The organism is Thermoplasma acidophilum DSM 1728 (assembly GCF_000195915.1).
Taxonomy (GTDB): Archaea; Thermoplasmatota; Thermoplasmata; order Thermoplasmatales; family Thermoplasmataceae; genus Thermoplasma; species Thermoplasma acidophilum.
In genome coordinates, this window is the sequence record NC_002578.1 from 503,399 (window position 1) to 527,246 (window position 23,848).

A 23,848-nucleotide genomic window follows, 5' to 3' on the forward strand; every position below is an offset into this window, starting at 1 on the left:
TCGTCTCAGTTTGAGAAAGGATATATAGCAATACGGACTATTTTTGTCAGGTGAAAATATGCCAGATGAGAATAAATTTCCGCTGATAGGAGAGAAATTTCCTGAGATGACCGTGGAGACAACGCATGGAAGCATGAAGCTTCCCGATCAGTACAAGGGTAGGTGGTTCATGCTCTTCAGCCATCCCGGTGATTTCACACCAGTATGCACGACTGAGTTCTACTCCTTTGCACGAAGGTTTGAGGATTTCCAGAAGATCAATACCGATCTCATTGGGCTTTCGGTTGACAGCACGATAAGCCACATAGAGTGGGTCAACTGGATCAGGGATAATCTGAAGATAGAGGTGCCGTTCCCCATAATTGGGGATTCCATGGGACGTGTTGCGACACGACTCGGGATGATACAGGCAGAGTCATCCACATCCACAGTGCGCGCGGTTTTCATAGTGGATCCGAATTCTACGGTCAGGCTCATAATGTATTACCCACTTGAAATTGGCAGGAATGTTGACGAACTTCTCAGGGCAATAAAGGCGCTGCAGATGTCTGATAAGTACAGAGGTGCAATGCCGGCAAACTGGCCATACAATGAACTTATCGGCGAGAAAATGCTCAACCCGGCTCCGAAGAACGTTAAGGATGCAACGGGCAGGCTGAAGGAGTTCAAGGGATACGCCTGGTGGCTCACATATAAAGACGTTCCAGACAATGAGGTGCAGGAGACCAAGAAGATAGTTAAGATGCGCGAAGAGAAATGAGTTATACTGATTCTTAATTATTTGAAGGATGATGGAAACTGCGCGCGTCATTCATCATTTAACGGTGGAAGACATGCGGGCAGTTCTTCAATTTCTGAGAGAGTGGATCATAGGCAGAAGACTTTTCTTCACAAATTATACTGTAAGCTGACCCATAAAATTACGTAAGAAATAGCAAGAAAGCTCCGATCTTCAGAGAGGAGATGAATTGCGGAAGAGTATATGTATGATAATAGTATATGATATTCGATATATGGAAATAAGTAATGTAGAAAAGGAATACCACCACGAACCACATCTGGTGTATAGTTGCCAATACCATGTCATATTCTGCCCAAAATACAGGCGAAAAGTCCTAGTGGACGGTATTGATAAAAGGCTGAAAGAGTTGATCCTTGAGAAACAGAACGAATATCAGTACAAAATCCTTGAAATGGAGGTGATGCCTGACCATGTGCATCTCCTCATAGACGTTGATCCGAGAATGGGTGTATACCATGTCGTGAACAGGATCAAGGGGTACACGTCACGTGTTCTGAGGGCGGAATTCCCGGAGCTGAGGAAAAGATTACCCACATTGTGGACGCATTCAAAATTCATATCCTCTGTTGGCGCAGTAACGCTTGAAGTTGTGCAAAAATACATAGAGGATCAGAAGGGAAAATGATATTAACATTCAAAATCAAGCATGGAAGGGATTTTTCTGCGGAACTGAAGAAGGCAAAACAGATAGCTGAATTTGCAGTAAAAACGCACACGCTATCATCAAAAGATGTTAAGCAGTTCGGACTGAAGAGTATTATAGCGAACCAGATACTGAGAAAATATTCGAGGAATAAACAAATAAAGAAGGTAAAGAGTGTTAAGCTTACGGTACCGAATCAGGGCATTAAAGTTGATAAAGAAAAAAGGGAAATATATATCCCGTCGCTGAAACTGACCCTCACATACATGTTCAGAAACGATTTCGAGAAGATAAACCAGATCGAGATCGATGAATGCTACGCATACGTATCGGTAAATATACCCGAAAAGAAGATGATTGAACCTAAAAAGTGGATAGGCATAGACAGGAACGCCACAGGCCATATTGCTGTTGTTGCAGATCCTCAGACAGGTAAAATATGGAAATTGGGGAAAAAAGCAGAGCACATACACAATAAATACAAAGCAATCAGAAAGAAATTGCAAAAGAAGAAGAAATACAAGTTACTGAAAAAAATTAAAGACAGAGAGAGCAGAATAGTCAGAGACTTGAACCACAAAGTTTCGAAGAAGATAGTTGAGATAGCACAAGGGGAGAATGCAGGAATAAAACTTGAGAAACTCAACGGAATAAGAAGCAACAAAAAACACACAAAGCCGTTCAAATATGGCCTGAATTCATGGTCGTTCTACCAGCTCGAATTCTTCATACAGTATAAAGCTAAAATGAACGGCATCCCCCTAACCTATGTTGATCCTAGATACACATCGAAAGAGTGCTCTAGGTGTGGATACATAGGTATTAGGGAGGACAAATCATTTGAGTGCCCGAGGTGCGGGCACGTTGACCATGCCGACGCCAACGCCTCGTTCAATATAGCGGTGCGTCCTCCTTTGATGGAAGGCACAGGTCGATTGCATGCAGACAGTGATGCATGCAAGGGGAGCACTGATACCCCTGAAGAGGCAACCCCGGGAACGACGGGGACCTTAGAACCTCCGAAGCTTTAGCGAGGAGAGTATGTCAGCATGAAGGTATAGTTTATCAGAACGAGTACGCATTGCATTTTCTGTGAGGGCATCCCCGCACCCCATTCCATCCTATTGGCGATCTTTACATTACTGCTGTTTTTCCATTAAATTTTTATGAAGGTTAACACTGAAAGATTATGGATATCAGGACTACGGCTGTTGTGGGTAGTGGTGTTATGGGGCAGGGGATAGCCCAGGTTTTCGCCAGATCTGGTTACCCCGTGACTATAATAGATGTGAGGGATGATATACTGGCAAACGCTGTTCGCAGCATAAAGGAGGGGCGTTATGGCCTCATGAACCTTGTCAAGAAAGGCACAATGACCGAATCAGAAGTCGATAAGATAATGGGAAAAATACGCACATCAACAAGTTATGGTTCACTTTCAGACGCCGATATTGTAGTGGAAGCCGTTCCGGAGAACCTGGATCTGAAAAGAAAGGTCTTCATCGATATAGAGAAAAATGTGAGTGAGAATGCCATAATAGCATCAAACACATCCGGTATAACCATAGCCGAGATTGCCCAGGATCTGAAGAAGAAGGACAGGGCAATCGGAATGCACTGGTTCAATCCAGCAGGCATCATGAAGCTTATAGAGGTTGTTAGGGCGAAGATGACCTCTGAAGACACGATCAGCACTGTCGTTGATTTTTCACGCAGGATCGGGAAAACGCCAGTTGTCGTTGCAGACGTTCCTGGCTTCTTCACAACTAGATTCATAGAGGGGTGGTTGCTGGCCGCCATAAGGTCATACGAGGCGAACATTGCAACGAAGGCGGACATAGATACCATGGCGAAGCTCGCCTTCGGTTTTCCCATGGGTCCGTTCGAGCTGATGAACATAATAGGCATAGATACGGTGTATCACATAGCGGAGTACCTCAGGGAAGAGACCGGAGATCCGCAGTTCATACCGCCCGTATCGCTCAAGCAGATGGTCATAAACGGCTATCTCGGCGATCCGAAGGTCAAATACGGAAGCAAGGGCGGCTGGTTCGACATGCAGTGATGGCTCATGCAGGGCGAGGATCGGTGGGCAGACATCAGGGAGATGAACGATCGCCTCATAGCTTGCGAAAGATGCCCCAGGCTTGTGGAATTCAGAAAAGCGGTTGTTGGAAGGGATAAGCGTTTCAGGGGCGAGACCTACTGGGCAAGGCCAGTTCCGGGATACGGCGATATAAATGGTCGTCTGCTCATAGTTGGTCTTGCTCCTGCGGCATCAGGTGGAAATAGAACCGGAAGGGTGTTCACCGGCGATAAGAGCTCTGATTTTCTCGTGTCTTGCCTGCATGAAGCCGGTATAACAAATCAGCCAACATCGGAAAGAAGGGATGATGGCCTCATATATTACGATGCTTACATTACCGCAGCAGTCAAGTGCGTACCGCCAGACAACAAGCCACTGCCGGAAGAGATCGAGAACTGCTCTGTCTACCTTCGATCGGAGATCGGTTTCATGAAGAACCTTAAGGTCATACTTGTCCTGGGGCAGATTGCTCTGCAGGCAGTTGTTCGCCTGATTGCCGATCCCGCGGAGCCGAGATCGAGGTACAGATTTGTGCATGGCGCCGTTTACAGTATGAACGGCATCAGGGTGGTGTGCTCATACCATCCGAGCCCGAGGAACGTGAACACGGGAAAGCTGAAGAGAAGCGACTTCGTTGATCTTCTCAAAAAAGTGAAGGAGATGGCGCTGGAGTAATTGCCAATACCTTCACATGGACATTATGAGGCTGTAAACCCCAGCGGATTCTATTATTGCCAGTGTTATCCAGTATATGGCCATGTACCATTTCTTCATCGGGTTCCCCTTCATAACCCTGGCATCGGATACCAAAAGGCCCAGGAGCAGTCCCACTGGTGCCAGAACTATGACGAAGACTATCATCAGATCGATGACAAGCGAGAGAAGATAGGATGAGGCCAGGATGGCTATCACTGCAGCCGGTATGCTTTCAGTCATGTATAGTATCAGAAACTTTCTTCTGTCGGATATCATGTTCTTTCTGGCCGATTCCATTTCCGGTTCGCTCAGATCCCCCTTCCTTATCAGGTATCTTCCGTGCCTGTGGAATTTCCATCCGAGTGCCTCAGCGATACCCCATGTCGATGCCAGCGAGATTACGATGAGCGCTAGGAAACCGGCAGTGAAGAAACCAGCTGCCATTATATATGGAGCAAGGCTGCCAAACGGTTTCAGCGCCCGATCCAGAAGCGCGGGATCAGTGGCATATCCACCTATGAATGTTCCTGCTATAACGGTCATAACCATGAGGATCTCGCTCACGATGGAACCTACCGCAGTTTCGTTCCTGCTTATCCTGATATCCTCCTTTATCATGTGTTTCTGGACGCTGGCGCCTGCCTGGTAGAATATCATGAATGGCATTATGACGGCGCCTATATTTGCTATCAGCAGCGTTTCGTACTGCCTGTTCGTGTATGGCTGCAGCGGATTGAGGCCTATGCGCACTATATCGATCAGCGAAGGCCTCATCATGACCGCGCTGGATACTATGGATATAACAAGCACGAGCGAGATCAGAAGGAGAACACGTTCTATCCTGTGGTACCTGCCGGCCATTATTATCCCATTGTGGATGGCGAATATGATTGGTATTGAGATTATCGGCGGGATGCCGATCAGCGATAGGCCGATGGCCATACCGCTGTATTCCGCTATGTACGAAAGAACATCGGTAGAGGCCATGGGCACTGCTACCAGCATGGCAAGCTTCTTTCCGTATCTTGTCCTAACGGCCTCGCCCATTCCCATGCCGGAGAATATGCCAAGGTAGCCGGCTGCGTTCTGGACTATGAAGAGCGGGGGTATCAGTATGATCATGATGAAGATCATCCTGTAGCCGAATGCGGCGCCAGACTGAAGCCCAGTTATGACGCTTGCAACGTCAACATCGGCCATCATGACTATCCATGCTGGCCCGATTCTGGACAGTATCCTGTGGATGTTCGCCGGCTTCGCTATTTCAATGTTCATTCTAGCACCGTAAGGATAACCTTACATTGCCAACGGATATATAAATATCTCGTACAGACTGCGAAAATGGAAAATTTATGGAAACGTTATTAATTATTCTGAGGCACAGAAAACTCAACTTTTGACAGCATATACGAGCTTTTCCGAAATTGGAAATTCAATTGATCCTGATATGCGATGCGATCGCAATCCTAAACAAGCCGCAGAGACGACGTATGCTTCATCGTGATTGAATCACACGTATTTGTATCGCTGCACCGAGTTTCTGTGAAATACATCCGTACGGACGGATTTTCATCCTCGAATGGTCAGGATCCGATGCTTCAATAAACGATATCCCTACGGATTCAGTGTTCTCCTGGAGGAAAGACGACGCTGTCGTAGTCCCTGTATCTCCTGTCCTCGAACCTCAGCATGTCCGGGTTTATGTTTCTGCGCACTGCCAGATAGTAGGCAAGGTAGTACAGGTCAAGCGTGTTCAGGAATGCTGCGGACAGGTCATCCTGCGGATCGTTGTAGACGCTTATGTCCCCAACACCGTTGATAGCAAGGGTCTTCGATCCGACGTAGCGGGATGCTCTCGCTATCTGATCTCCCCTTGCCCTGTCCTTCTCGCCCTCTATGAGTATTACAAGGGTGTTCTCATCCATCACGGCGGTGCATCCATGGTTGAACTCTTCGAATTCGATGCCCTCCGCGTGGATGTGCGTCGCCTCCTTGATCTTCTGTGCGGCCTCCCTGGCAACGGGGAAATTGAAGCCAGAACCAAGCACGAAGATGTCATCTATCTGGTCAAGTTCCTCGGCAGCGGATCTCATCTCCGGATCATCCTTCCCAACATGCTTTGCTATCTCGGATCTCAGATTCTTCATATCGTAGGAGAGATTCCCGTAATAATCCGCAATGTAGAGCGAGGCGAAGGCATTGTTGAAGAAGGCCTTCGTATTGCAGAGGGATTTGTCCTCATCCGCTATGGCAATGGGATAATCCACCGAATTGTAAAGAGGCGAATCAGCATAGTGGGTTATTCCGGCGGTCTTGGCCGTCTTCCTTGCCTTGATGACGGCATCGACGGTGCTCTTGGTCTTTCCCGTATGCGATATGGCAATGGTGGCTGCATTGGATTGCATGTAATTCAGGTATTCATAGGCCTGCACAACCGCATGCCTCTTTGAAACCCGGTCCAGTATCTGGCTGCCAACGTATGCCGAATGGTAGGCTGTCCCGTTTCCAAGAAAGATCAGATCATCGCCAATAAACGATAGATCCGCATTCTGCATTGAGGAGAGGGTTCTGTCAATGCCGTTCGGTATGTCTTTCATCATCTCGTACATCACGTAAGGATGTGATTTCCTGACTTCCGGTAGCTGATCGGTCATATCTGCCATATTTATTATTAATTAATAAAAATTGGCAAAAATTTCAGATCGCAACTGATTAATCGTTATGATGCATTATGATGGTATGTATTATATAAATGAGGAAGAGGTCCGCTCAAACTTGACCATGAAGGATACGATCGATGCAATAAGAGAGGCATTTGAAGAATACAGGGCTGGCAGGGCATCTTCCAATACAAGGGTCAGGACGTTCTCCGAGGGTTCTGTGCTCAACACCATGCCGGCATCGATGGAAAAATACCACATCCTGGGGCACAAGACATATTCTGCCTCCAGAAACGGGGCAAGATTTGTGGTAACTCTGTTCGATTCAAGGAACAATGACCTGATCGCAATCGTGGAGGCGAACAGGCTCGGCCAGATGAGAACCGGAGCCGTCACCGCGTATGCAACTAGCATTCTGCATCCACACGTGGAGAACTTCACGATCATAGGATCTGGCTTTCAGGCCGAGACACAGCTTGAGGGCATGATCACGGTTTCACATCCGCAGTCCATAAGAGTATACTCACGCAACTACGATCATGCGAAGGATTTTGCCTCACGCATGTCAAAGCAATTCGGAGTAGATATAAGGCCTGTTGACAATGCAGAGGCAGCTCTATCTGACGCGGATACCGTGTCATCCATCACAAACAGCACGTCGCCCGTGATATTGAGAAAATACTTGGGCGATGAATACCATGTGAACCTCGCCGGATCAAACTACATGAACAGGAGAGAGGCGGAGTATGAGGTTCTTCATGATGCGGACCTGGTCGTCACGGAGCACTACGATCAGTCAATGGTAGAGAGCGCCGAAATATCCGAATACGTGAAGTTTGGAGGAAAACCAGTGGAGCTGAGGGAAATAGCAGGAAGGTATGGCGAGTTCTCTGGCCTAAGGAGGACGGTGTTCAAATCGATGGGCATCGGCCTGGAGGATATAGCAACGGCATACAGAGTCCTGCGCAATCTGGGCATCGCATGAACGGGCGAGCGCTTGGAACACGAAATAAAAAAATGAAATTCAGAGGATGCCACCGTCCACCGGAACCATGGCATCGGTGGTAGCTCCGAAGATATCTTCGTTCACCATGGCAAGGAGCATGTTCGCGACATGCGATGGCAAAACCTCCCTCCTAAGGAGGTTTCCGGTCACGTACTCTTCAACGGTCTGGCCCTTTGCCTTTGCCCTGGCCTCGAGCACGCCATTCTCCCATATCTTGGAACCCCTGAATATCTTGTCGGGATTTATTATGTTGGCTCTTATGCCGTATCGGCCGCCTTCCTTTGCAACATAGTGGCATACCTGTGCAGCGAACGCCTTTGCCGATCCGTATGATACCATCTCCGGCCCAGGATGCGTCAGGTTCTTTGATATGTTGTAAACTATGTTTCCGCCTATGCCCTGTGAGATCATTATCTTCATTGCTTCACGGGAGGTTATGAATGAAGCCCTTCCTATTATGGCATAATGCCTGTCCAGATCCTCTACGCTTGTTTCAACTATCTTTGAACTCTTGAGTATGCCCGCATTGTTGAACAGTATGTCCAGGCCGCCAACCTCACGCACAAACTGTCCGAACATATCCAGGATCTGGGATTCCGAGGATAGATCCACGACAAAGGGTATCGCCCTGACTCCATACTGTTCCTCAACCTCCCTGCAGCGGTCGGTTATCGAAGGATCAATATCGCATCCGATAACTGTGCACTCGTTCTCGGCAAGCTTCTTCATGGCTTCGAGTCCAATTCCACTGGCTGCGCCGGTTACAAGGCCTATGGATCCAAGAAGGAACTTGTGTGTGGTCTTCTTCAGCTTGGCCTCTTCCAGTGGCCAGTACTCCATAGCATAGGCCTCCCGCTTCGATATGAACTCATGCCTGGATATCTGTTCTGCGTTTGCGTTTACCCTGAAGCTGTGTATGGCAAGATCGTCGATGATCTTCGCTTCTCTGTAGCTTGTACCTGCCGTTATTATACCGAAGCCCCTGATGACCATAACCGCAGGATATGGATCGTGCATGGCGAAGTCCTTTACGTATTCAGCGTATTCCTCAGCGTATTTCGATGCAAATTTCTCTATGTATTCGCCGGCCTTCGATGGATCGTCAAGATAGAGAAAGTCGTACTTTGTCCTGATGAGCATGTCAGGTGTGGCCGGCCCGTATGAGCACATCTCCCTTGTCTTTTCCGTTCTGGCTATCCGGCTGGCCTCATCGGACGTATCTATGTAAAGGATCTTCTTTTTCTTCTTTGATACCGCACCCCTTATGACAGGAATGTATTCAGCGATCTTCTTGTATTCAACGGCTGGGATTTCTTCTTTAAAGAATTTTCCGTCCGTCTTTTCCCTGATGAAATTCTCGGCTCTGCTTACGATGTTTATGTGCCTATCGTAGGCCTCCTTTCCCGTATCGCCGAAGGTAAGAAGGCCGTGCTTTCTCAGCACTATGCCGTCAATGCCCTTCTTGAAGCAGTTCATGACCTCCTTTGCAAGCGTAAAACCAGGAGGTATGTAAGGCAGAACCACGACATTGCCGAGTATTTTCGCGATCTGATCAGAAGGAAGATCCGTGTTGGTTATTGAAAGTATAGCATCGGCGTGGGAGTGCATGACAAACTTGTATGGCAAAAAAGCATGCAGAAAGGTTTCCACAGATGGTGATGGCTCCGATGGGTTAACCATGCTTTTCTTCAGGTAATCCACCATGGCTTCATCGGTCATTTTGTCAATCTTTGCGGCCGCAAGAGCGTCATCCATCCTTATACCTGTGAAACCCCTGCTGTCTATCGTCCCAAGGTTCGAACCGCTGTTTTTGACCCGGAGAACGCTAATGATTCTGCCGGCATGATCCCTCTCAGTTGTCTTGACAGAGGTATTTCCCCCACCGTGGAGGACAAGATCCGGATCGCTACCTATGAGCCTTGATCCGTATACCACCTCATCAATATCACTGTCAAACTTTGTCTCTGCCCATCTATTCTGCATGGACAAGTATCACTGTTTATCTTTTAAATCTTGCATGGATCTGGCTGGTTTCCAGGAGATGATTGTGACCCCTCAACAAAATGATTACGAACAGACCATATCTAGCTTAAAGATATTTCCTGATCCTCGTAGGTTTGATTTCGAAGTTTCCAAGTAAAGAATGGACACCGGCTCCCATGGAAAGAATCATATTGTCCGAATCATAGATTTCTACCTTTATGCCTTTTCTTGTCATCGAATAGGACAGTTCACGAATGATTTTGATCATTTTAAGTGTACCGTGTATTTTTTCGGAAAGGCCTTTCACGGTTTCTGCATCTTTCAAGGTAACCTTTAGATGATTATTCGATATGCTGATCTCTGCCAGTTCATAATTATCTATCCTTATATGCACGGTTCCAGATAGCAAGGCACATTTATCTGGAGCTGTATCCTGATCATTGCTTGGTTTTTTCATTTACAGGGATTGCCGTTACATTCACTTTTCCATTTATCAGTACGTTTGCGTTCATTCCTGGCAGTTTTATGCTTAAATTATCGAACGAGAATTCGACTGTTCCCTTTGTCCCCTCTAAGGCCCTTACAAAACTTTCGATCAGAGATTCTTCTACCATGATTGAAATATACAATCATTATATATAACGGTGATGAATTTTTACATCAAGGAAAAAATACTGAATCAACGCCAAATTCTTACAATTCTTATGTGCATCTTATGAGGTTTCCACTTGGGTCGACCACATAGGTTTCCTCTATTTTTACAGATCCGATCCCAGGTATCATCAGGGGAGCATGGCCAAGCGCAAGTACCATGTATGGTTTAACTTCCACAAATCTGTCCTTAGGAACGATAGTGGTTATAGGCATTTCCTCTGGTTTAAGGCCCACGGAATGCGCGTATCCTATCACTCTATACCTTAGCATATCGTATTTTTTATATGTTTCATCAAGTTTTTCCATTACTTCGATGAATTTTGTTCCTGGTCTTGTATTCTCAACAGCCACTTTTTGTGCTTCGTCCATGCATTTTATCGCATTTAGAGCGGTATCTCCAGGATTGCCGATCGGGATCGTCAGGCTTTTGTTAACGTAATATCTGGAAAAATCTGCGTCCAATGTGATTGTAACTATGCTGTTATTCCTAATCGTTACGGTAGAAAGCGGTTCAGAATGGACTCTCGGATTAGGACCGGCATTGATATATATAAGCGGCTCTTCAGAACCTGCCTTGTATAACATGTAGTATGCCTCGGCGGCTATGTCAGTTTCCTTCATACCTTCTCTGACAAGATCTGCAAGTGCAGCGGCAACTTTTCTTGTTACTTCCCCTGCCTTCATGATGTAATCTATCTCATATCTGTCCTTTATGACTTTGATGTCGTCAAGAATATCCGTTATGTCGACGACTTCAACGTTTCTGTTTAATTTCTTGAATAGATCATAGAAGAAGATGAAGGCATCACGCTCTACAGCGTACTCCATTCCTACTTTCTTTGCATTCAGATCTTTCAGATACTTTACTACTTCACCCATGAGCTGGCTGCCATCGGAGTAACTGAGAACGTTCTTGATCCATGCCATCTCCCTGAAGCCATCTTCTTCACCATCTGCCAGGAGAACGGTTGGATCTCCCTCCGCCGGGATTATTAGACTCGGTCGAAGCCATTTTATACCTGTAATATAGATGAACGTTGACATTGTTCTTATTACTGCAGCGTCCAGGCCTTTTTCTATGATTTTTTCCTGCACGCGTAAATACCTCTCCTTCAGAACTTCCTCAGGAAATCTCATTTATGTCGCTGTTTCAAAAAGTTTCATACCATATATCAATGTTTTTGCACCTTTTCCGTGCTTTTTTAGAATAACGACAGGCGATCGTCCCTTATGCCTCCATGTTTCCCGTCATTTATTTCTTAATTTCCCACATTAATTAATTCATACCTCTTGGATGAATGCGATTTTTCTTTATCAACACTGGCCCCCGCATCCCTCAGGTTTCAGCATCATCGTGATGCTGCTTGAATTGAAGGAAGAATAATTTTGATCTCCAGAACCCGCATAGCATCCCGATTAGAGAAGCATTGGTTATGTATTATGTATCATATGCGTGCACGGTGCATACAGATCCTAGGTATTGATCCTGTGGAGAGAAATTTCATTCTTCTCTCCATTGTAGTTGCTCGTGAATAATATGACGCTGGCCGCTATCATGAACGGAATCAGATAGAGTGCAAAAAATATGTTCACTGCTATGGCCAGCTGCATAAGCCTTGAGGCTGTCTCCCTGATCCATACAAGTCCAGCAGAGACCGTACTGGTCATCAGCAGTTCAATGGATATCATTGGCATTGCCTGCCAGAATGAGTATGATCCTCTGACACCCTTTGGCGTAACTTTGAATGGTTTTCTTCTTCTCAGGATCCAGGAGATGAAGGACGAGGTCACGGTGAACATGAGAAGCAGCTCAGCCCCCTGGTGCAGGAAAAACCCTCTAATGCCATAGTTCATTAGGCCATCGGAAGCGGTGTAATGGTAAAAAAGCATAGAGTAAATAAAGTATGGGAAGTAGAAAAATACGAAGAATACAGGATTTATCATCACGGTTATCAACCTGAAGTCCAGGAAGAGAATTAGTATGATTATGGAGACAAGGCGTATCGGGCCAACCCAGATCCAGTATAGCCATCCGGCCATGTACTCTGCGTATACCGAGAGCTTTAGCTTGAGTCCGAGAATAATGCTTAGCGCTTGAAACCCGCCAAGGGACCACCTGCCCTGCTGCGTAAGATACGCGCTTATGGTTTCAGGCGGCCTACCATACCAGATGTCTGTTGAATCAACGTAAACTATCTCCCACCCGAGGCTCTGCAGGAGTATGGATGTGGCCAGATCTTCAGTAACTACGTCTTCTCGAAAACCTCCAACCGACCTTATTGCAGAGATTCTCGCAACGAATCCAGACCCAAGAATGAATGCCGATCTTCCGTTCCTGGCCCGCATAATCTTCCTCAGGAAAACCTCCTGCTGAAAGAAGGCGGATTCGCTTATGGCCGTGGAGATAGCTGTGTATGTTTGAGGCATCTGGACCACGGCCACCATTTTACGGTCGAAATAGCTGAAAACACCGTTGAAGAACCGTGGAGTAGGCCTCTGATCGCTGTCAAACACCGCCATGAACTCATAAGAATCATCAACCCGTTTCAGGGCATCGTTTATAGCGCCTGCCTTGAATCCTCTCCTGTTGTTCCTGTGAACGAATTTTATGCCAAGTTCCTCACATACCTCAGCGAGGCCAGATACTATCTTCGGATCATTTGAATCATCAAGAAGCCAGGTTTCGCCGAAGATATTGGCCTTTTTGACAGCAATCAGGGTCTTCTTAACCATTTCCACGTTCTCGTTGTAGCTTACAACGAAGCTGATCAGCCTGGACCCAGCACTTCTGTGGATCAATTTTGCCGTATACCTGTCAGCCTTGAACATCTGCCACTGAAAGATTATCACAGTGGCCAGCGAAACGGCGAGGAGGAGCCAGAAGACGTAAACCAGAGGCATGACAAATACGCTGCTCGATGTGAAATAGGCGAAGATGGCAGGCGAGACAAAGAAAATAATGAAGAAGATGACCTGGAAGTTCAGCCTCATAAATATATCAACCTGATCCTTATCGTTTGATCCGAAAGCTCCATGCTGATCCTCGCAACGATGTATTCGGATAGAAGATCGCTGACGTACTTCAGGCCTCCTTTTATTAAAATAAAGAGCCGGTTCCTGTCGTTGCGCATCAGCAGTGAAGAGATGAAGGAACTCCAAAAAACATCCGTAAGATCCCTATTGAATCCCCTTCTATCCGATAGGTAAAGATTGGATGCGCCCAGCAGAAATATATCAAGATCGCTGATCATCATAACCGTTGAGAAGATCTCAAACGCAAGCTGATCCCCGAGGTTCATTGCATGCCTGGAATCTCCCACGATCATGCGTTCCACGTTGGCTATTTCATAGAACAGCGCTTCAGAACAGGATGCGTTTATTTCCCTGGCAATAGCGGAAAATGGAAAAGTCGATAGAACCACAGGATGTCTTCCATTCCGCCTCCAGTGATCGCTGGAGCACAGTATCTCGGTGAGTATGGGCTTGATACTGCTCGTATCCATCATCAGATCGAATATTCCGTAGGTGTCCCCCAGCATGTCCAGCGGATGAGTCATACTGCTACTGATGCCACCTGTTTTACTGCTGGACGGCCCATCACTTTCGGAAACCATGCTTTGAAATTCAGACAGAATTGCGCATTTTAATGGTTTCTGCGTATCGAACAAATTTCCTTCATGGATTACGATCCATGGGAACATAGGCAGCGATTATATTTTAATCAGTATTTCATCACCATGGGATCAAAGTGAACGAATCCATAGTGATCTCTCTTGGAGGGTCTGTTATATCGGGCGATCCGATAGACGCTGATTACATGAAGAGCTTTGCCAGGATTCTGGAAGCTTCGAAATACAGAAGAGTTGGCATCGTAACCGGCGGTGGAAGAACTGCAAGATCCTACATATCCGTCTTGAGAAAGCTGAATGTGAATGAAAACGTTCTCGACGAGATCGGCATATACGCCACAAGGATGAATGCCCTTTCCATGGCAAGCCTGATCCCTGGTTCCAATCCTACAATACCGTTCACGGTGGAGGATGCAGTCAACCTCATGAACACCTATCGTTTCGTTGTCATGGGTGGCACGGAACCCGGCCACACCACAGACACAGTGGCTGCTCTCCTCTGTGAGAGGAGTGCCACTAGAACCCTGATAAACGTCACTTCGGTTGACGGCGTATATGATATGGATCCCCACAGATTCGCAAACGCAAAGAGGTTCGATCGCATAGGCTACAGGGAGGCCATAGCCCTCTCAACCAAGAGCTCTGCTGGGGCCGGGCCGAACGTATTCATGGATATAACTGCGCTGACCATCGCAATGCGTTCAAGGATAAGGGTCATAGTCACGTCAAGGGATATAGACAATCTAGAAAAGATACTGAAGGGAGATCGGGCTGTATCAACGTTCATAGACGATGATCAGAGATCCTGAACCCTGATCGTAATGTCCTTAGCATGAGTAGCCTTAAACTCCATGAAATCATGCGTATATTGAGGTTGATCATTTGAAGAATGCCAGCGTTATAACTGTAGGCAATGAAATACTCAAGGGCAGGACGGTAAATACAAATGCGGCATTCATAGGAAACTTCCTCACGTACCATGGGTATCAGGTGAGGCGCGGATTTGTTGTGATGGACGATCTGGACGAGATCGGCTGGGCCTTCAGGGTTGCCCTTGAAGTGTCCGATCTTGTCGTATCTTCGGGAGGCCTGGGCCCAACGTTTGATGACATGACTGTGGAGGGCTTTGCGAAGTGCATAGGCCAGGATCTTAGGATTGATGAAGACGCGCTAGCCATGATTAAGAAAAAATACGGGCAGGCAGATCTGACACCGCAGAGGCTGAAGATGGCCAAAATACCGCCAAGCTGCAGGCCGATTGAGAATCCGGTGGGAACGGCACCTGGCTTGATCTGCGCCGTGGGAGGCAAGAAGGTCATAATCCTCCCTGGAGTGCCGAAAGAAATGGAGGCCCTTCTGAAGGCGATGGAGAAAGATATAATCATCCCTGACACGCATTACTACGATGACTCAGTTATAATAGCCGACGTGATGGAGAGTGCTTTCGCACCATATGTTGACAGGATCATGAAGGAATTCGATGGCATATACGTCAAGAGCCATCCGAGAAACGTCGAGGTGAAGAATCCAGAGCTAGAGATAGAGATATCTGGCTTCGGCGAGGATGAGGCCGCACTCAGGAAGAAGATCGAAGATGCAATCGCACGTGCAGGGGAATACGCTGTCAAGCTGGGAGGTAGCGTTAAGCGATAATTTTAAATTCAATTCTGGCTTAATTCCCTGATTTGAAACCGCAGATAAGGATCGCAGCACTTTTCGGTTCAGTGATATCCCTGTTTACTGCGGTGTATGTGTTCTTCGCCTATGTGGCACCGGATTACACCTTTCTAGTGTATATTAAGTCATACCTTCTGGTCATCGCTGCATCGACGAACGTTATATTCTATCTCCTGGTGATCGACACAGCCATTTTTGCCTACATATTCCTGTCATACAGAGAGTTCGCTGAGGTTAAAGGCAAGACAACTCCGGATATTGAGGAGAAGCCTGAAGGGAAAACGAAGCAGCAAAACAATGAGAAGGATCGGCAAGACCTGGTATTCAGGGAAATCAAGAAATGGCCGAGCCAGTTCGATTATGCACAGGCCTTTCAGAATCCATCATACTCCCTATCAGGGGATCTGAGCGGCTATAAGATAATAAGGAATCCAAATGTTAAGATGGCCGGAAACACCATATATTCCTCAGGAAACTACGGTATAATATTCAAGCTTGAGAACGGCGGATCCTACTATGCTATAAAGTGCTTCACGAAGGGATCGGATCTTCACAGGCGATACTTCGAGATAGGCCGCCATCTTCAGGGGCGAAACGTGCCGTGCATGGTTCGCTTCGAATACATAGAGAACGGTGTGAGGACGATGAAGGATCCCACGACCTACTATCCCGTGCTGAAGATGGACTGGGTCGACGGTGATTCCCTCTACACCTTTCTTAAGAAGAACATCGACAACGGAAAGGAGATAAGGAGGATCGCGGGAGAATTCATGAATATGGTTCTGGATCTGAAGAGGAACAGGATGGCGCATGGGGATCTATCATGCGATAACATACTGATCAGCAACGGCAGGGTGATATTTGTGGATTATGACGGCATGTACGTGCCCGCCCTCAGGGACATGCCATCGAATGAAAACGGCCACGAGAATTTTCAGAGGCCTGACAGGAAGCCGGGCGATTTCTCGGAGAACATGGACGATTTCTCGGCACTCGTTATATACACCTCGCTGTATGTGCTATCGCTGAGGCCGGAGGCATGGAAGTTCAACGGTGACGATCCAGACGCACTGCTGTTCAGGAAAGCGGACTTTCTGGATCCTGAAAAATCCGAGGTATTCGCATACATAAAGGCCATGGGCGGAAAGTCCTGGAGGCTTGCCTCAATGATCATTAAATCTTTGAAATCGGATGGCGACGGAAGCATAGACCTCCGCAAGGCTATTTCAGCGAGATGATCGCGAAGGTAACGTCATCATTCTTCATCTCGCCGGAATTTATCAGGCTCCCTATGAATTCTCCCTCGTTCTCGGAATGATCGATAAGGATCTGCCACGGCCTCTGCTTTGCCCTGCTGAGCATCCAGTGGGCGAGCGAATCGGTTGCCATTATCAGAAGATCGCTTTCCGATATCCTGCCCTCCATGTAGTTTGCCCATTTTATGGATCGCCTGGTGCGCAGGAGGGGATTGCCCGTCCAGATTAGCTTTGGGGTATTCCCAAACTCAGACGGATATTTGACCGGAAAGCTCTTCATGCCCTCCGGCGTGATTATGAAGAGGCAGGTATCACCAACGGCAACGGATCTGAAAGATCCGTCCAGAACCTCAAGGCCCAGAAAGGTGGCCATCGATCCCCTGGCGATCTTGTTCTTCACGAACCATTTCATGTTGTTCCATGGGAGCTTTGATCTCCACATGCCGACGGCAGTTTCCACCATGTCGTCTATCTTCATGTCATATTTTCCAGCCACAAATGTGTCGACAAGGGATCTGGCCCATTCATTGGAAAAAACGGATTCCGAAGATCCATCCGCCATTGCAAACAGGCCCTTCTCAACGTCATAGGAGAAAGCGTCCTCATATTCGCTCTCGCTGTTCCCGATCTTGGGCTGATGATAGTGGAATACGCTTATCATCCGTTCATTCCATCGAGCTTATTGCGCCCCTTGTTCCTATGTCTATGAACTCTATCATCTGTTCAAGCTGTGCGTTGAAAACGTAGGACCTGGAACCATCCCTTATGTCTGGAAATGTCTCTATGGCGTAATTGATGTACTTGGTTGGAAGCACGCTGGACATCTTGAACAGGGATCTTGCATACATATCATTGGGTAGCTGATTCTCGGAATACGGAAATGACAGCGGGGCAGAGTTTTCTGTAGAAACGTGACAGTTCCATATGAGCGGGTTTCCGTCTTCAGTTTCCATCTCCATTATGGACTGGGCCACGGGATACGGATCGCCATCCGTTGACTGGCCATCGGTTATATTTATCAGTATCGGGGGATAAGAGGAGGGATGTTCGTCGATCCATCTCTCAATGGCCTCCTTGGCCATGTTCATCGCCCTCACCATGGGCGTGTCGCTGTTGGCCACTGGCTCGAACCAGACTCCAAACTCATACTCCACATCAACGGTTCCGCCCGATCCGTCAGGTACCTTCATCATTCTCTTTTCTGTCCTGAGGGGATTCTCCGCGAGCCTGGAAACCGGGACAACTTCACCATCAAGCAGATAAGATGCCCTTCCCTTTTCTCCTCCATATCCTATAACGCCAACATAGAAATAATCACGGACACCGTCATTCTTAGTGCACCTCATTATGAGTTCCCCTATCTGCCTGTTGATGGCATCCGCCGCTTCCTTCGCCTTTGATTCGCTACCGCCTGCCATCTTCCTTATCATCGACCTGGACTGATCGATCAGAAATATGAAGAGGCCCGGATTCCTCCTGCTTATCTCCGCGTCATACATTAGTATAAATAAACGTCATACATTAATAAATATTTTGTTTCACTGTGTTTTTATCTTGAAGTATGGATTTTTAACATCTGTTTCCTTATACACTATGGAACTGGAGTCAGCGATAAGTTCCCTCACATGTTCATCGGTGGCTATCCTCTTCCTTATGCCGTTTCTGTAAAGAATGGCGGTTTTCATTATGTCAGACGGGAGCCTGAAAATGTCCTTGATGTATGAAGGCATCATTCTCATTATGAACTTCTGGGCATTCATCATTATCTGATCCTTGAAACCTACAGCCCTCACTTCATGGAGCCTGTCATGGAGCCATTTGTATGCATAGAACGAATAGTATCCATATGCCGTAAGCGCCTGAATTATTGCAGGATTGACCCTCGTCTTTGCAACCGGTGTAAGTATATCATACCTTGACCAGTCAAGGGTGAATATCTCGTTTTTTCTGAGTGCGTCTAGAAATATCCGTGTACCGGGAAGCGGCGTGTACGTGCTTATCTGAATTGCGTCTATGCCGGCCCTTGCAAGAACCCTGGAGAACTTTATGGTCTTCATCATATCTCTGAAGCTTTCATAAGGAGCACCGAGCATCATTCCTCCGAGCACCACTATGTTATTCTGGGTAAGTATCTTCACGGCATTCACCGATGCGGAAGTCATTATCCCCTTATGCATCGCCTTCAGTACCTCCTCACTGCCGGATTCTATCCCAAGGAAGGCTATGGTCAGGCCCGCCTGGCTGGCCTTTCTGATCAGATCCGGATTCTTGGAAGTTACATCAGCTCTCATCTGGACTATGAATTTCAGGCCAAGATCCTCTTCTATTATGCGGTCAAACAGATCGGATCTCTGCTTCACATTTGGATAAACCACGAAGATATCATCGGTGAAGAATACCCATCTGTAGCCCAGACTCTTGACGATGCGGAGTTCTTCCATGATCCTGTCGTTTGATTTGTTTCTCCATTTATTTCCCCATGTTGGAGTCACGGAGCAGAAATCGCATGCATATGGGCATCCTCGAGCTGTTTCAACCGTCGCAACGCTCCCTTCGCCGAAGACCTTGAATGTGTATCTTTCCTTGTCGACCAGATCGAAGGCGGGAATTGGAAGCCTGTCCAGATCATCGATCAGCTCCCTCTTTTCTGTCCTTATCTTCATGTTTCCGCTTTTGAATATTATGCCAGGGATATCGGAGAAATCAGCATTATCCCTGTAATGTTCCAGTACATCCCTGAAGGCCTCATCGCCCTCACCTAAAACTATGATATCGAACCCGTTGTCAAGTAGTTCTCCAGGGACAAAGGTTGCCTGATGGCCGCCGGCAACGATGAGCGGGTTGTATATGGCCTTTATGCGCTTCGCAAGATCCTGAGAAAATGCGTGTGCGGCCGTTGCATGAAGCGTTATGCCTATAACATCAGGCCTCCATCTTTCAACGTATTCTACCATCTGATCGGCCGTGAGGTCATCAGCTTCCATGTCCACTATGCGTACATCATTTATGCCTATTGCCCTGGCCTGTGCCGCAAGCACCTGGAGCCCAAGGGGAGTTGGCAGGAAGCCAAATTTTGTTGTGTATCCGCTACCGGTGGGGTTGAGAGGCTTTATTAGTAAAACTTTCATAACTCAATAATTCATCATTATATAAATGAATTATTGACAACATTTGCTACAAAAAACGATTCATAGCCCGGAAATAACGAAAGAAAATGCATATAGATAAATGGCTATATTTCTTTCACAATATGAGTGACGTGGAATGGAATGTCATACCGGTGTCTTTCTCTTCTCAACGACATGAATGCCATCTATTCTGGTTTCCGGATAATTTCCACTTTCATCCTTCTCCAGATACTTTACCATGTCCCATATGTTGATCAGAGCTCCGGAAACACAGCTTATAGCTTCCATCTCAATTCCGGTTTTATACGTTGTGGTCAATGTGCATGACACCTCCACATAGTCTTCCCCGACGTTGAAATCCACGTCCACGCCTTCTATGGGTATGTTATGGCAGTAAGGTATCTGCAAAAATGTATTTTTCGCGTGCTGCGTACCGACAACCCTGCTCACCTCGAGCACATCGCCTTTCTTCACCTTTTTTTCTCTGATCGCCTGGATAGTGGATCTCCTGAGGTGTATTCTGCCAGTAGCAGTTGCTGTTCTTGCACTTATTGCCTTTTCCGAGATATTGATCATAGTTCGATCATGCGTTGATGGAATTTAGCTTTTTGATCCTCAGAAAAAAATCCAATACTGATATCTATTAGGAAAATATCAACAGGCATGGAAGAGAGACCACACCACGGTGAAAAGCCAGGCAGGCTCAGGATTAAGATAATAACAGTTTCAAGCACCAGGACTCCGGATACGGATGAATCTGGAAGAATACTGGAAAAGCATTTCGAGATGCACAGCATCTCGAGAACAATAATCAGGGATGATCCCGTCCAGATACTCTCCGAGCTTTTCAAAGATTTCACCGATTATGACGCTTTCGTGTACAACGGAGGAACAGGAGTGAGCAGGTACGACCTGACATCGGTTACGCTGAGGAGGGTTGCTGACAAGGAGGTGCCAGGTTTCGGTGAGATATTCAGGCGCAGGAGTGAGGCACAGGCAGGTGTATTCGCATACATATCCTCCTCCAACCTGTTCATAATCTATGGAAAGCCTGTCTTCGTCCTCCCAGGATCGCCAAAGGCCCAGGATGTCGGAGCGAAGCTCATACTTGAAATGATCGACCATGTGATATATGAAACCAGGAAAGAATGATGTTCAATGCACGCCAGGGCCCTTAAGGCGGAATCCGCAGATAGTGCAGCGAGGTCAGCGTACTTAAATGGGCAAATCATGACGATATCCGCAGACAAAAGGCAAAGATTAATAGTAAATTGAACGATATCAATTCAGATCTTGGCTAAAGTGTTAGGATCCAGCAAAAAGCTGATAACTGGATCTTTATATGGTGATCAATAATTGATGTCGTTAGCCGTGATGAAAACATAGCGGATGGAGGCGAGTATGAATGGCAGAGTCAAAGGTGCTGGTTAAAGGTTCTCCTTTCAATAAGCCAGTGATAAAGGGCAAGCTCGAGAACAACTACGATATGACAGACGATGAAGTGAAGCTTTTGATGTTCATAAAAAACCACGGGGGAAAGGTTCCGCTGTACAGGATTAAGAATGAAAGTGGCGTTAAGGATCCGGAGGCTGTTCTGAAGAATCTCTTCGACTATGGCTTCGCTGCTGATGATAAAGAGCGCCTCGGAGAAAAGATAATACTGACCAATGAGGGCGAATTTGTAGGGCAGGCGATAAGAACCAGGGAGGAGAAGGAGAGAATAGAGAAGCTGAAGAAGGAGAAAAAAGAAAAGATCAAGAATCGTTCTTCAGCCCAGACCCAGTGAGCACCAGCAGGCTATTTTCCTGCGGTTTTTTCCTGAATGCAGCGTATACCGTTGCGGAGCTGTATTCAACAAGGAAACCCTTTTTTGCAAGTCTGTTTCTCGCCTCTATGATCTCATCATCGCTAACGGTCATGCATCTTCCATATTCCGAAATGACCTGATACATCTTTTGCAATAGTACCGGCTTTCTGGACACAAGTGCATCTGCAATGGAAGACAGCTTATTGTCAGGATCATAATTCAATCCATTTATTTTCGCACAGAGGGGCGAAACCGCTTCGGTCTGAACTGCAACTATTGCCGGCATTTCGGCGATCTCTCCGGACTCCATAAGATGGCGAAGCCCTGAATAGAGGCCAAGCAGAAGCGTGCCCGCTGAAACCGGTATGTATATATTTCTTGGCATGCGATCGTACTGCCTGTAGATCTCATAGGCCAGTGTTCGTATGCCGTCCCTGAATTCCGGTCTGAGCACATGGCTGGCATAGAACGATTCAGATCTCTCGGCGGCAGACTGGACATCCTCCCTGCTGCCCTTTACCTTTATCACATTTGCGCCGTAAGCCTGTATCTGTGAGAATTTTCTTCCGGCGACGGTTTCGGGAACGTATATATCTACCGCTAAACCAGCCGCCGATCCATATGCGGCTATCGACGCACCTGCATTTCCGGATGAATCCTCTGAAATACGGGTTATACCATACGAATCCCTTATGTCGGCAATGTGCGAGATGAGTATCCTGCTACCCCTATCCTTATAGGAGAATGTTGGAAGCATATAATCCAGCTTCAGGTCAAAATCGTCCCCATGAAAGATCGGCGTCTCCGATTCTCCAAGCGAGATCATATTCTTAATGTATGGAAAATTGTCCTCGATGTTTTCCCGATAATGAAACCCCGTTCGAATCTCAAACGGCGATCCGCAACTCTTGCATCTCAGTTCTTCCCCAACTCGTTTCTTTCCGCACACCATACAGTATGCGGGCACTTCCGTGACAGGATCATTCTTAACCATTGTCAGTCACTCCTTGGCTGAAGATCATGATATTCACTGCGAACAGATACCCATCCGGGCAAATGGAGTTCGTGGTTGCGCTGAAAGTCGACAAATGCACGGATCATATTATACCACAGGGAACGCGTCCCAATGAGTCGCCGCATCGTATTCATAGCATATGTTTATATACTCCATCTATTAAAAATTTCCATCTGCGAAGCCACAGATATTTCCTCTAAAACAAAAATTTCTCATATTCCCCCATCGATAAAAATTGCGGTCCACATCCCGTATGCATTACCGCGGCGAACAAGGCAGTATGGTTTCAACGTCCATTGAGATGCATCGCTCTATCCCCTGCGTTATGGTGATCATTGATCTGGAGAAAATGTAACCACATTCGATCCTGTATTCATATCCACTATGGCCAGATAGGATATCGGGCTGGACAGATTCAGGAGGATGTAGGATCCAGATGTAAAGACCTCTCCCTGTGTGTACAGTGTTATGCTTGCACTGACTCCAGAATTGCTGATGGTGGACGATGGGTATACGGCCCCGAGATTTACGGATACATACGTACCATTGCTTATAATATTGAGATCCACATCGTGAAGGGAAAGCGTCCCTGGGAAGTAAGAAACGTAAACGTAGTACCCATAACTCGATGTATGATTCTCACTCAACACTTGGATCTGGGCCTGAGGGGTGAAATACTGATTCTGGGTGAAATAAGGCGTGACCTCCGTATAAAAGGTTGCGGCAAGGGTGACCGTTATCGCGATCAGGAGGATCGTGGCGATGATCGGTGAAACGGCCTTATCCTGCATGATTTTACCAATGAA

General features: G+C 46.8%; 25 protein-coding genes. 11 read left to right on the forward strand and 14 right to left on the reverse strand.

Annotated features, from left to right (window positions below; all coding sequences use genetic code 11):
* Nucleotides 1-58 precede the first annotated feature (58 nt).
* The 5 genes from TA_RS02465 (at nt 59) to TA_RS02485 (ending at nt 4,206) form a co-directional block, all read left to right on the forward strand.
* Entirely contained in the window at nt 59-760 is a 702-nt protein-coding gene (locus TA_RS02465) for a peroxiredoxin (protein WP_048161603.1), read from the forward strand.
* Nucleotides 761-1,013: 253 nt separating this feature from the next.
* A complete protein-coding gene (gene tnpA / locus TA_RS02470; protein ID WP_010900901.1) occupies nt 1,014-1,427 on the forward strand; it encodes an IS200/IS605-like element ISTac1 family transposase in 414 nt (137 codons plus the stop codon).
* A complete protein-coding gene (locus tag TA_RS02475) occupies nt 1,424-2,476 on the forward strand; it encodes an RNA-guided endonuclease InsQ/TnpB family protein (protein WP_010900902.1) in 1,053 nt (350 codons plus the stop codon). The genes tnpA and TA_RS02475 overlap by 4 nt, the downstream gene beginning before the upstream one ends.
* Nucleotides 2,477-2,634: 158 nt before the next feature.
* Complete coding sequence (locus tag TA_RS02480) at nt 2,635-3,510, forward strand: 3-hydroxyacyl-CoA dehydrogenase NAD-binding domain-containing protein (protein ID WP_010900903.1); 876 nt, start codon at nt 2,635-2,637, stop codon at nt 3,508-3,510.
* Nucleotides 3,511-3,516: 6 nt separating this feature from the next.
* Nucleotides 3,517-4,206, forward strand: a complete 690-nt coding sequence (locus TA_RS02485; protein ID WP_010900904.1) for a uracil-DNA glycosylase — start codon at nt 3,517-3,519, stop codon at nt 4,204-4,206.
* 12 nt (nt 4,207-4,218) lie between these two features.
* Here TA_RS02485 and TA_RS02490 read toward each other — a convergent pair whose 3' ends face one another.
* Both TA_RS02490 and TA_RS02495 read right to left on the reverse strand, forming a co-directional pair.
* Nucleotides 4,219-5,502 (reverse strand): NRAMP family divalent metal transporter, encoded by a 1,284-nt coding sequence (locus TA_RS02490; RefSeq protein WP_010900905.1) that lies wholly within the window; start codon nt 5,500-5,502, stop codon nt 4,219-4,221.
* Between the two features lie 347 nt (nt 5,503-5,849).
* Nucleotides 5,850-6,881 (reverse strand): SIS domain-containing protein, encoded by a 1,032-nt coding sequence (locus TA_RS02495; protein WP_048162277.1) that lies wholly within the window; start codon nt 6,879-6,881, stop codon nt 5,850-5,852.
* A gap of 85 nt (nt 6,882-6,966) precedes the next feature.
* On the opposite strand from TA_RS02495, the gene TA_RS02500 reads away from it, so the two are divergent.
* Nucleotides 6,967-7,872, forward strand: a complete 906-nt coding sequence (locus tag TA_RS02500) for a Rossmann-fold NAD(P)-binding domain-containing protein (protein ID WP_156778477.1) — start codon at nt 6,967-6,969, stop codon at nt 7,870-7,872.
* A 39-nt stretch (nt 7,873-7,911) separates the two neighbouring features.
* Here the strand turns inward: TA_RS02500 and TA_RS02505 are convergent, their stop codons facing one another.
* The 6 genes from TA_RS02505 to TA_RS02525 form a co-directional block, all read right to left on the reverse strand.
* Nucleotides 7,912-9,876, reverse strand: a complete 1,965-nt coding sequence (locus tag TA_RS02505) for a bifunctional aldolase/short-chain dehydrogenase (protein ID WP_010900908.1) — start codon at nt 9,874-9,876, stop codon at nt 7,912-7,914.
* A gap of 106 nt (nt 9,877-9,982) precedes the next feature.
* Nucleotides 9,983-10,333: a hypothetical protein gene (locus TA_RS02510; protein WP_010900909.1), complete on the reverse strand. Its 351-nt coding sequence runs from the start codon at nt 10,331-10,333 to the stop codon at nt 9,983-9,985.
* Nucleotides 10,314-10,490, reverse strand: a complete 177-nt coding sequence (locus TA_RS08105; RefSeq protein ID WP_156778478.1) for a hypothetical protein — start codon at nt 10,488-10,490, stop codon at nt 10,314-10,316. Before TA_RS08105 ends, TA_RS02510 begins: the two co-directional genes overlap by 20 nt.
* 88 nt (nt 10,491-10,578) lie before the next feature.
* Nucleotides 10,579-11,667: a M24 family metallopeptidase gene (locus TA_RS02515; RefSeq protein ID WP_048161605.1), complete on the reverse strand. Its 1,089-nt coding sequence runs from the start codon at nt 11,665-11,667 to the stop codon at nt 10,579-10,581.
* Nucleotides 11,668-12,003: 336 nt separating this feature from the next.
* Complete coding sequence (locus TA_RS02520; RefSeq protein WP_048161607.1) at nt 12,004-13,521, reverse strand: glycosyltransferase family 2 protein; 1,518 nt, start codon at nt 13,519-13,521, stop codon at nt 12,004-12,006.
* Nucleotides 13,518-14,144 (reverse strand): hypothetical protein, encoded by a 627-nt coding sequence (locus TA_RS02525; protein WP_048161609.1) that lies wholly within the window; start codon nt 14,142-14,144, stop codon nt 13,518-13,520. The genes TA_RS02520 and TA_RS02525 overlap by 4 nt, the downstream gene beginning before the upstream one ends.
* 134 nt (nt 14,145-14,278) lie before the next feature.
* Between TA_RS02525 and pyrH the strand changes: the two genes are divergently transcribed.
* The 3 genes from pyrH to TA_RS02540 all read left to right on the forward strand — a co-directional run bounded on the left by pyrH (nt 14,279) and on the right by TA_RS02540 (nt 17,074).
* Complete coding sequence (gene pyrH / locus TA_RS02530; protein ID WP_010900913.1) at nt 14,279-14,968, forward strand: UMP kinase; 690 nt, start codon at nt 14,279-14,281, stop codon at nt 14,966-14,968.
* A gap of 73 nt (nt 14,969-15,041) precedes the next feature.
* Complete coding sequence (locus TA_RS02535) at nt 15,042-15,812, forward strand: nicotinamide mononucleotide deamidase-related protein (RefSeq protein WP_010900914.1); 771 nt, start codon at nt 15,042-15,044, stop codon at nt 15,810-15,812.
* Nucleotides 15,813-15,844: 32 nt separating this feature from the next.
* Nucleotides 15,845-17,074, forward strand: a complete 1,230-nt coding sequence (locus TA_RS02540; protein WP_010900915.1) for a protein kinase family protein — start codon at nt 15,845-15,847, stop codon at nt 17,072-17,074.
* Here the strand turns inward: TA_RS02540 and TA_RS02545 are convergent.
* The 4 genes from TA_RS02545 to moaC all read right to left on the reverse strand — a co-directional run bounded on the left by TA_RS02545 (nt 17,058) and on the right by moaC (nt 20,796).
* A complete protein-coding gene (locus TA_RS02545; protein WP_010900916.1) occupies nt 17,058-17,753 on the reverse strand; it encodes a hypothetical protein in 696 nt (231 codons plus the stop codon). The genes TA_RS02540 and TA_RS02545 overlap by 17 nt on opposite strands.
* 4 nt (nt 17,754-17,757) lie before the next feature.
* Nucleotides 17,758-18,591: a vWA domain-containing protein gene (locus tag TA_RS02550; RefSeq protein WP_010900917.1), complete on the reverse strand. Its 834-nt coding sequence runs from the start codon at nt 18,589-18,591 to the stop codon at nt 17,758-17,760.
* 39 nt (nt 18,592-18,630) lie between these two features.
* Nucleotides 18,631-20,220, reverse strand: a complete 1,590-nt coding sequence (locus TA_RS02555) for a B12-binding domain-containing radical SAM protein (RefSeq protein ID WP_010900918.1) — start codon at nt 20,218-20,220, stop codon at nt 18,631-18,633.
* Between the two features lie 144 nt (nt 20,221-20,364).
* On the reverse strand, nt 20,365-20,796 hold the full coding sequence (moaC, locus tag TA_RS02560) for a cyclic pyranopterin monophosphate synthase MoaC (RefSeq protein ID WP_010900919.1): 432 nt from the start codon (nt 20,794-20,796) through the stop codon (nt 20,365-20,367).
* An 87-nt stretch (nt 20,797-20,883) separates the two neighbouring features.
* On the opposite strand from moaC, the gene TA_RS02565 reads away from it, so the two are divergent.
* The gene (locus tag TA_RS02565; protein WP_010900920.1) at nt 20,884-21,372 is read left to right on the forward strand and encodes a MogA/MoaB family molybdenum cofactor biosynthesis protein; all 489 of its coding nucleotides are present in this window, start codon (nt 20,884-20,886) and stop codon (nt 21,370-21,372) included.
* Nucleotides 21,373-21,625: 253 nt separating this feature from the next.
* Entirely contained in the window at nt 21,626-22,006 is a 381-nt protein-coding gene (locus tag TA_RS02570) for a winged helix-turn-helix domain-containing protein (protein WP_048161612.1), read from the forward strand.
* Here TA_RS02570 and TA_RS02575 read toward each other — a convergent pair.
* Both TA_RS02575 and TA_RS07855 read right to left on the reverse strand, forming a co-directional pair.
* On the reverse strand, nt 21,975-23,021 hold the full coding sequence (locus TA_RS02575) for a pyridoxal-phosphate dependent enzyme (RefSeq protein ID WP_156778479.1): 1,047 nt from the start codon (nt 23,019-23,021) through the stop codon (nt 21,975-21,977). The genes TA_RS02570 and TA_RS02575 overlap by 32 nt on opposite strands.
* Nucleotides 23,022-23,374: 353 nt before the next feature.
* A complete protein-coding gene (locus TA_RS07855; RefSeq protein WP_010900922.1) occupies nt 23,375-23,833 on the reverse strand; it encodes an archaellin/type IV pilin N-terminal domain-containing protein in 459 nt (152 codons plus the stop codon).
* Nucleotides 23,834-23,848: the final 15 nt, after the last annotated feature.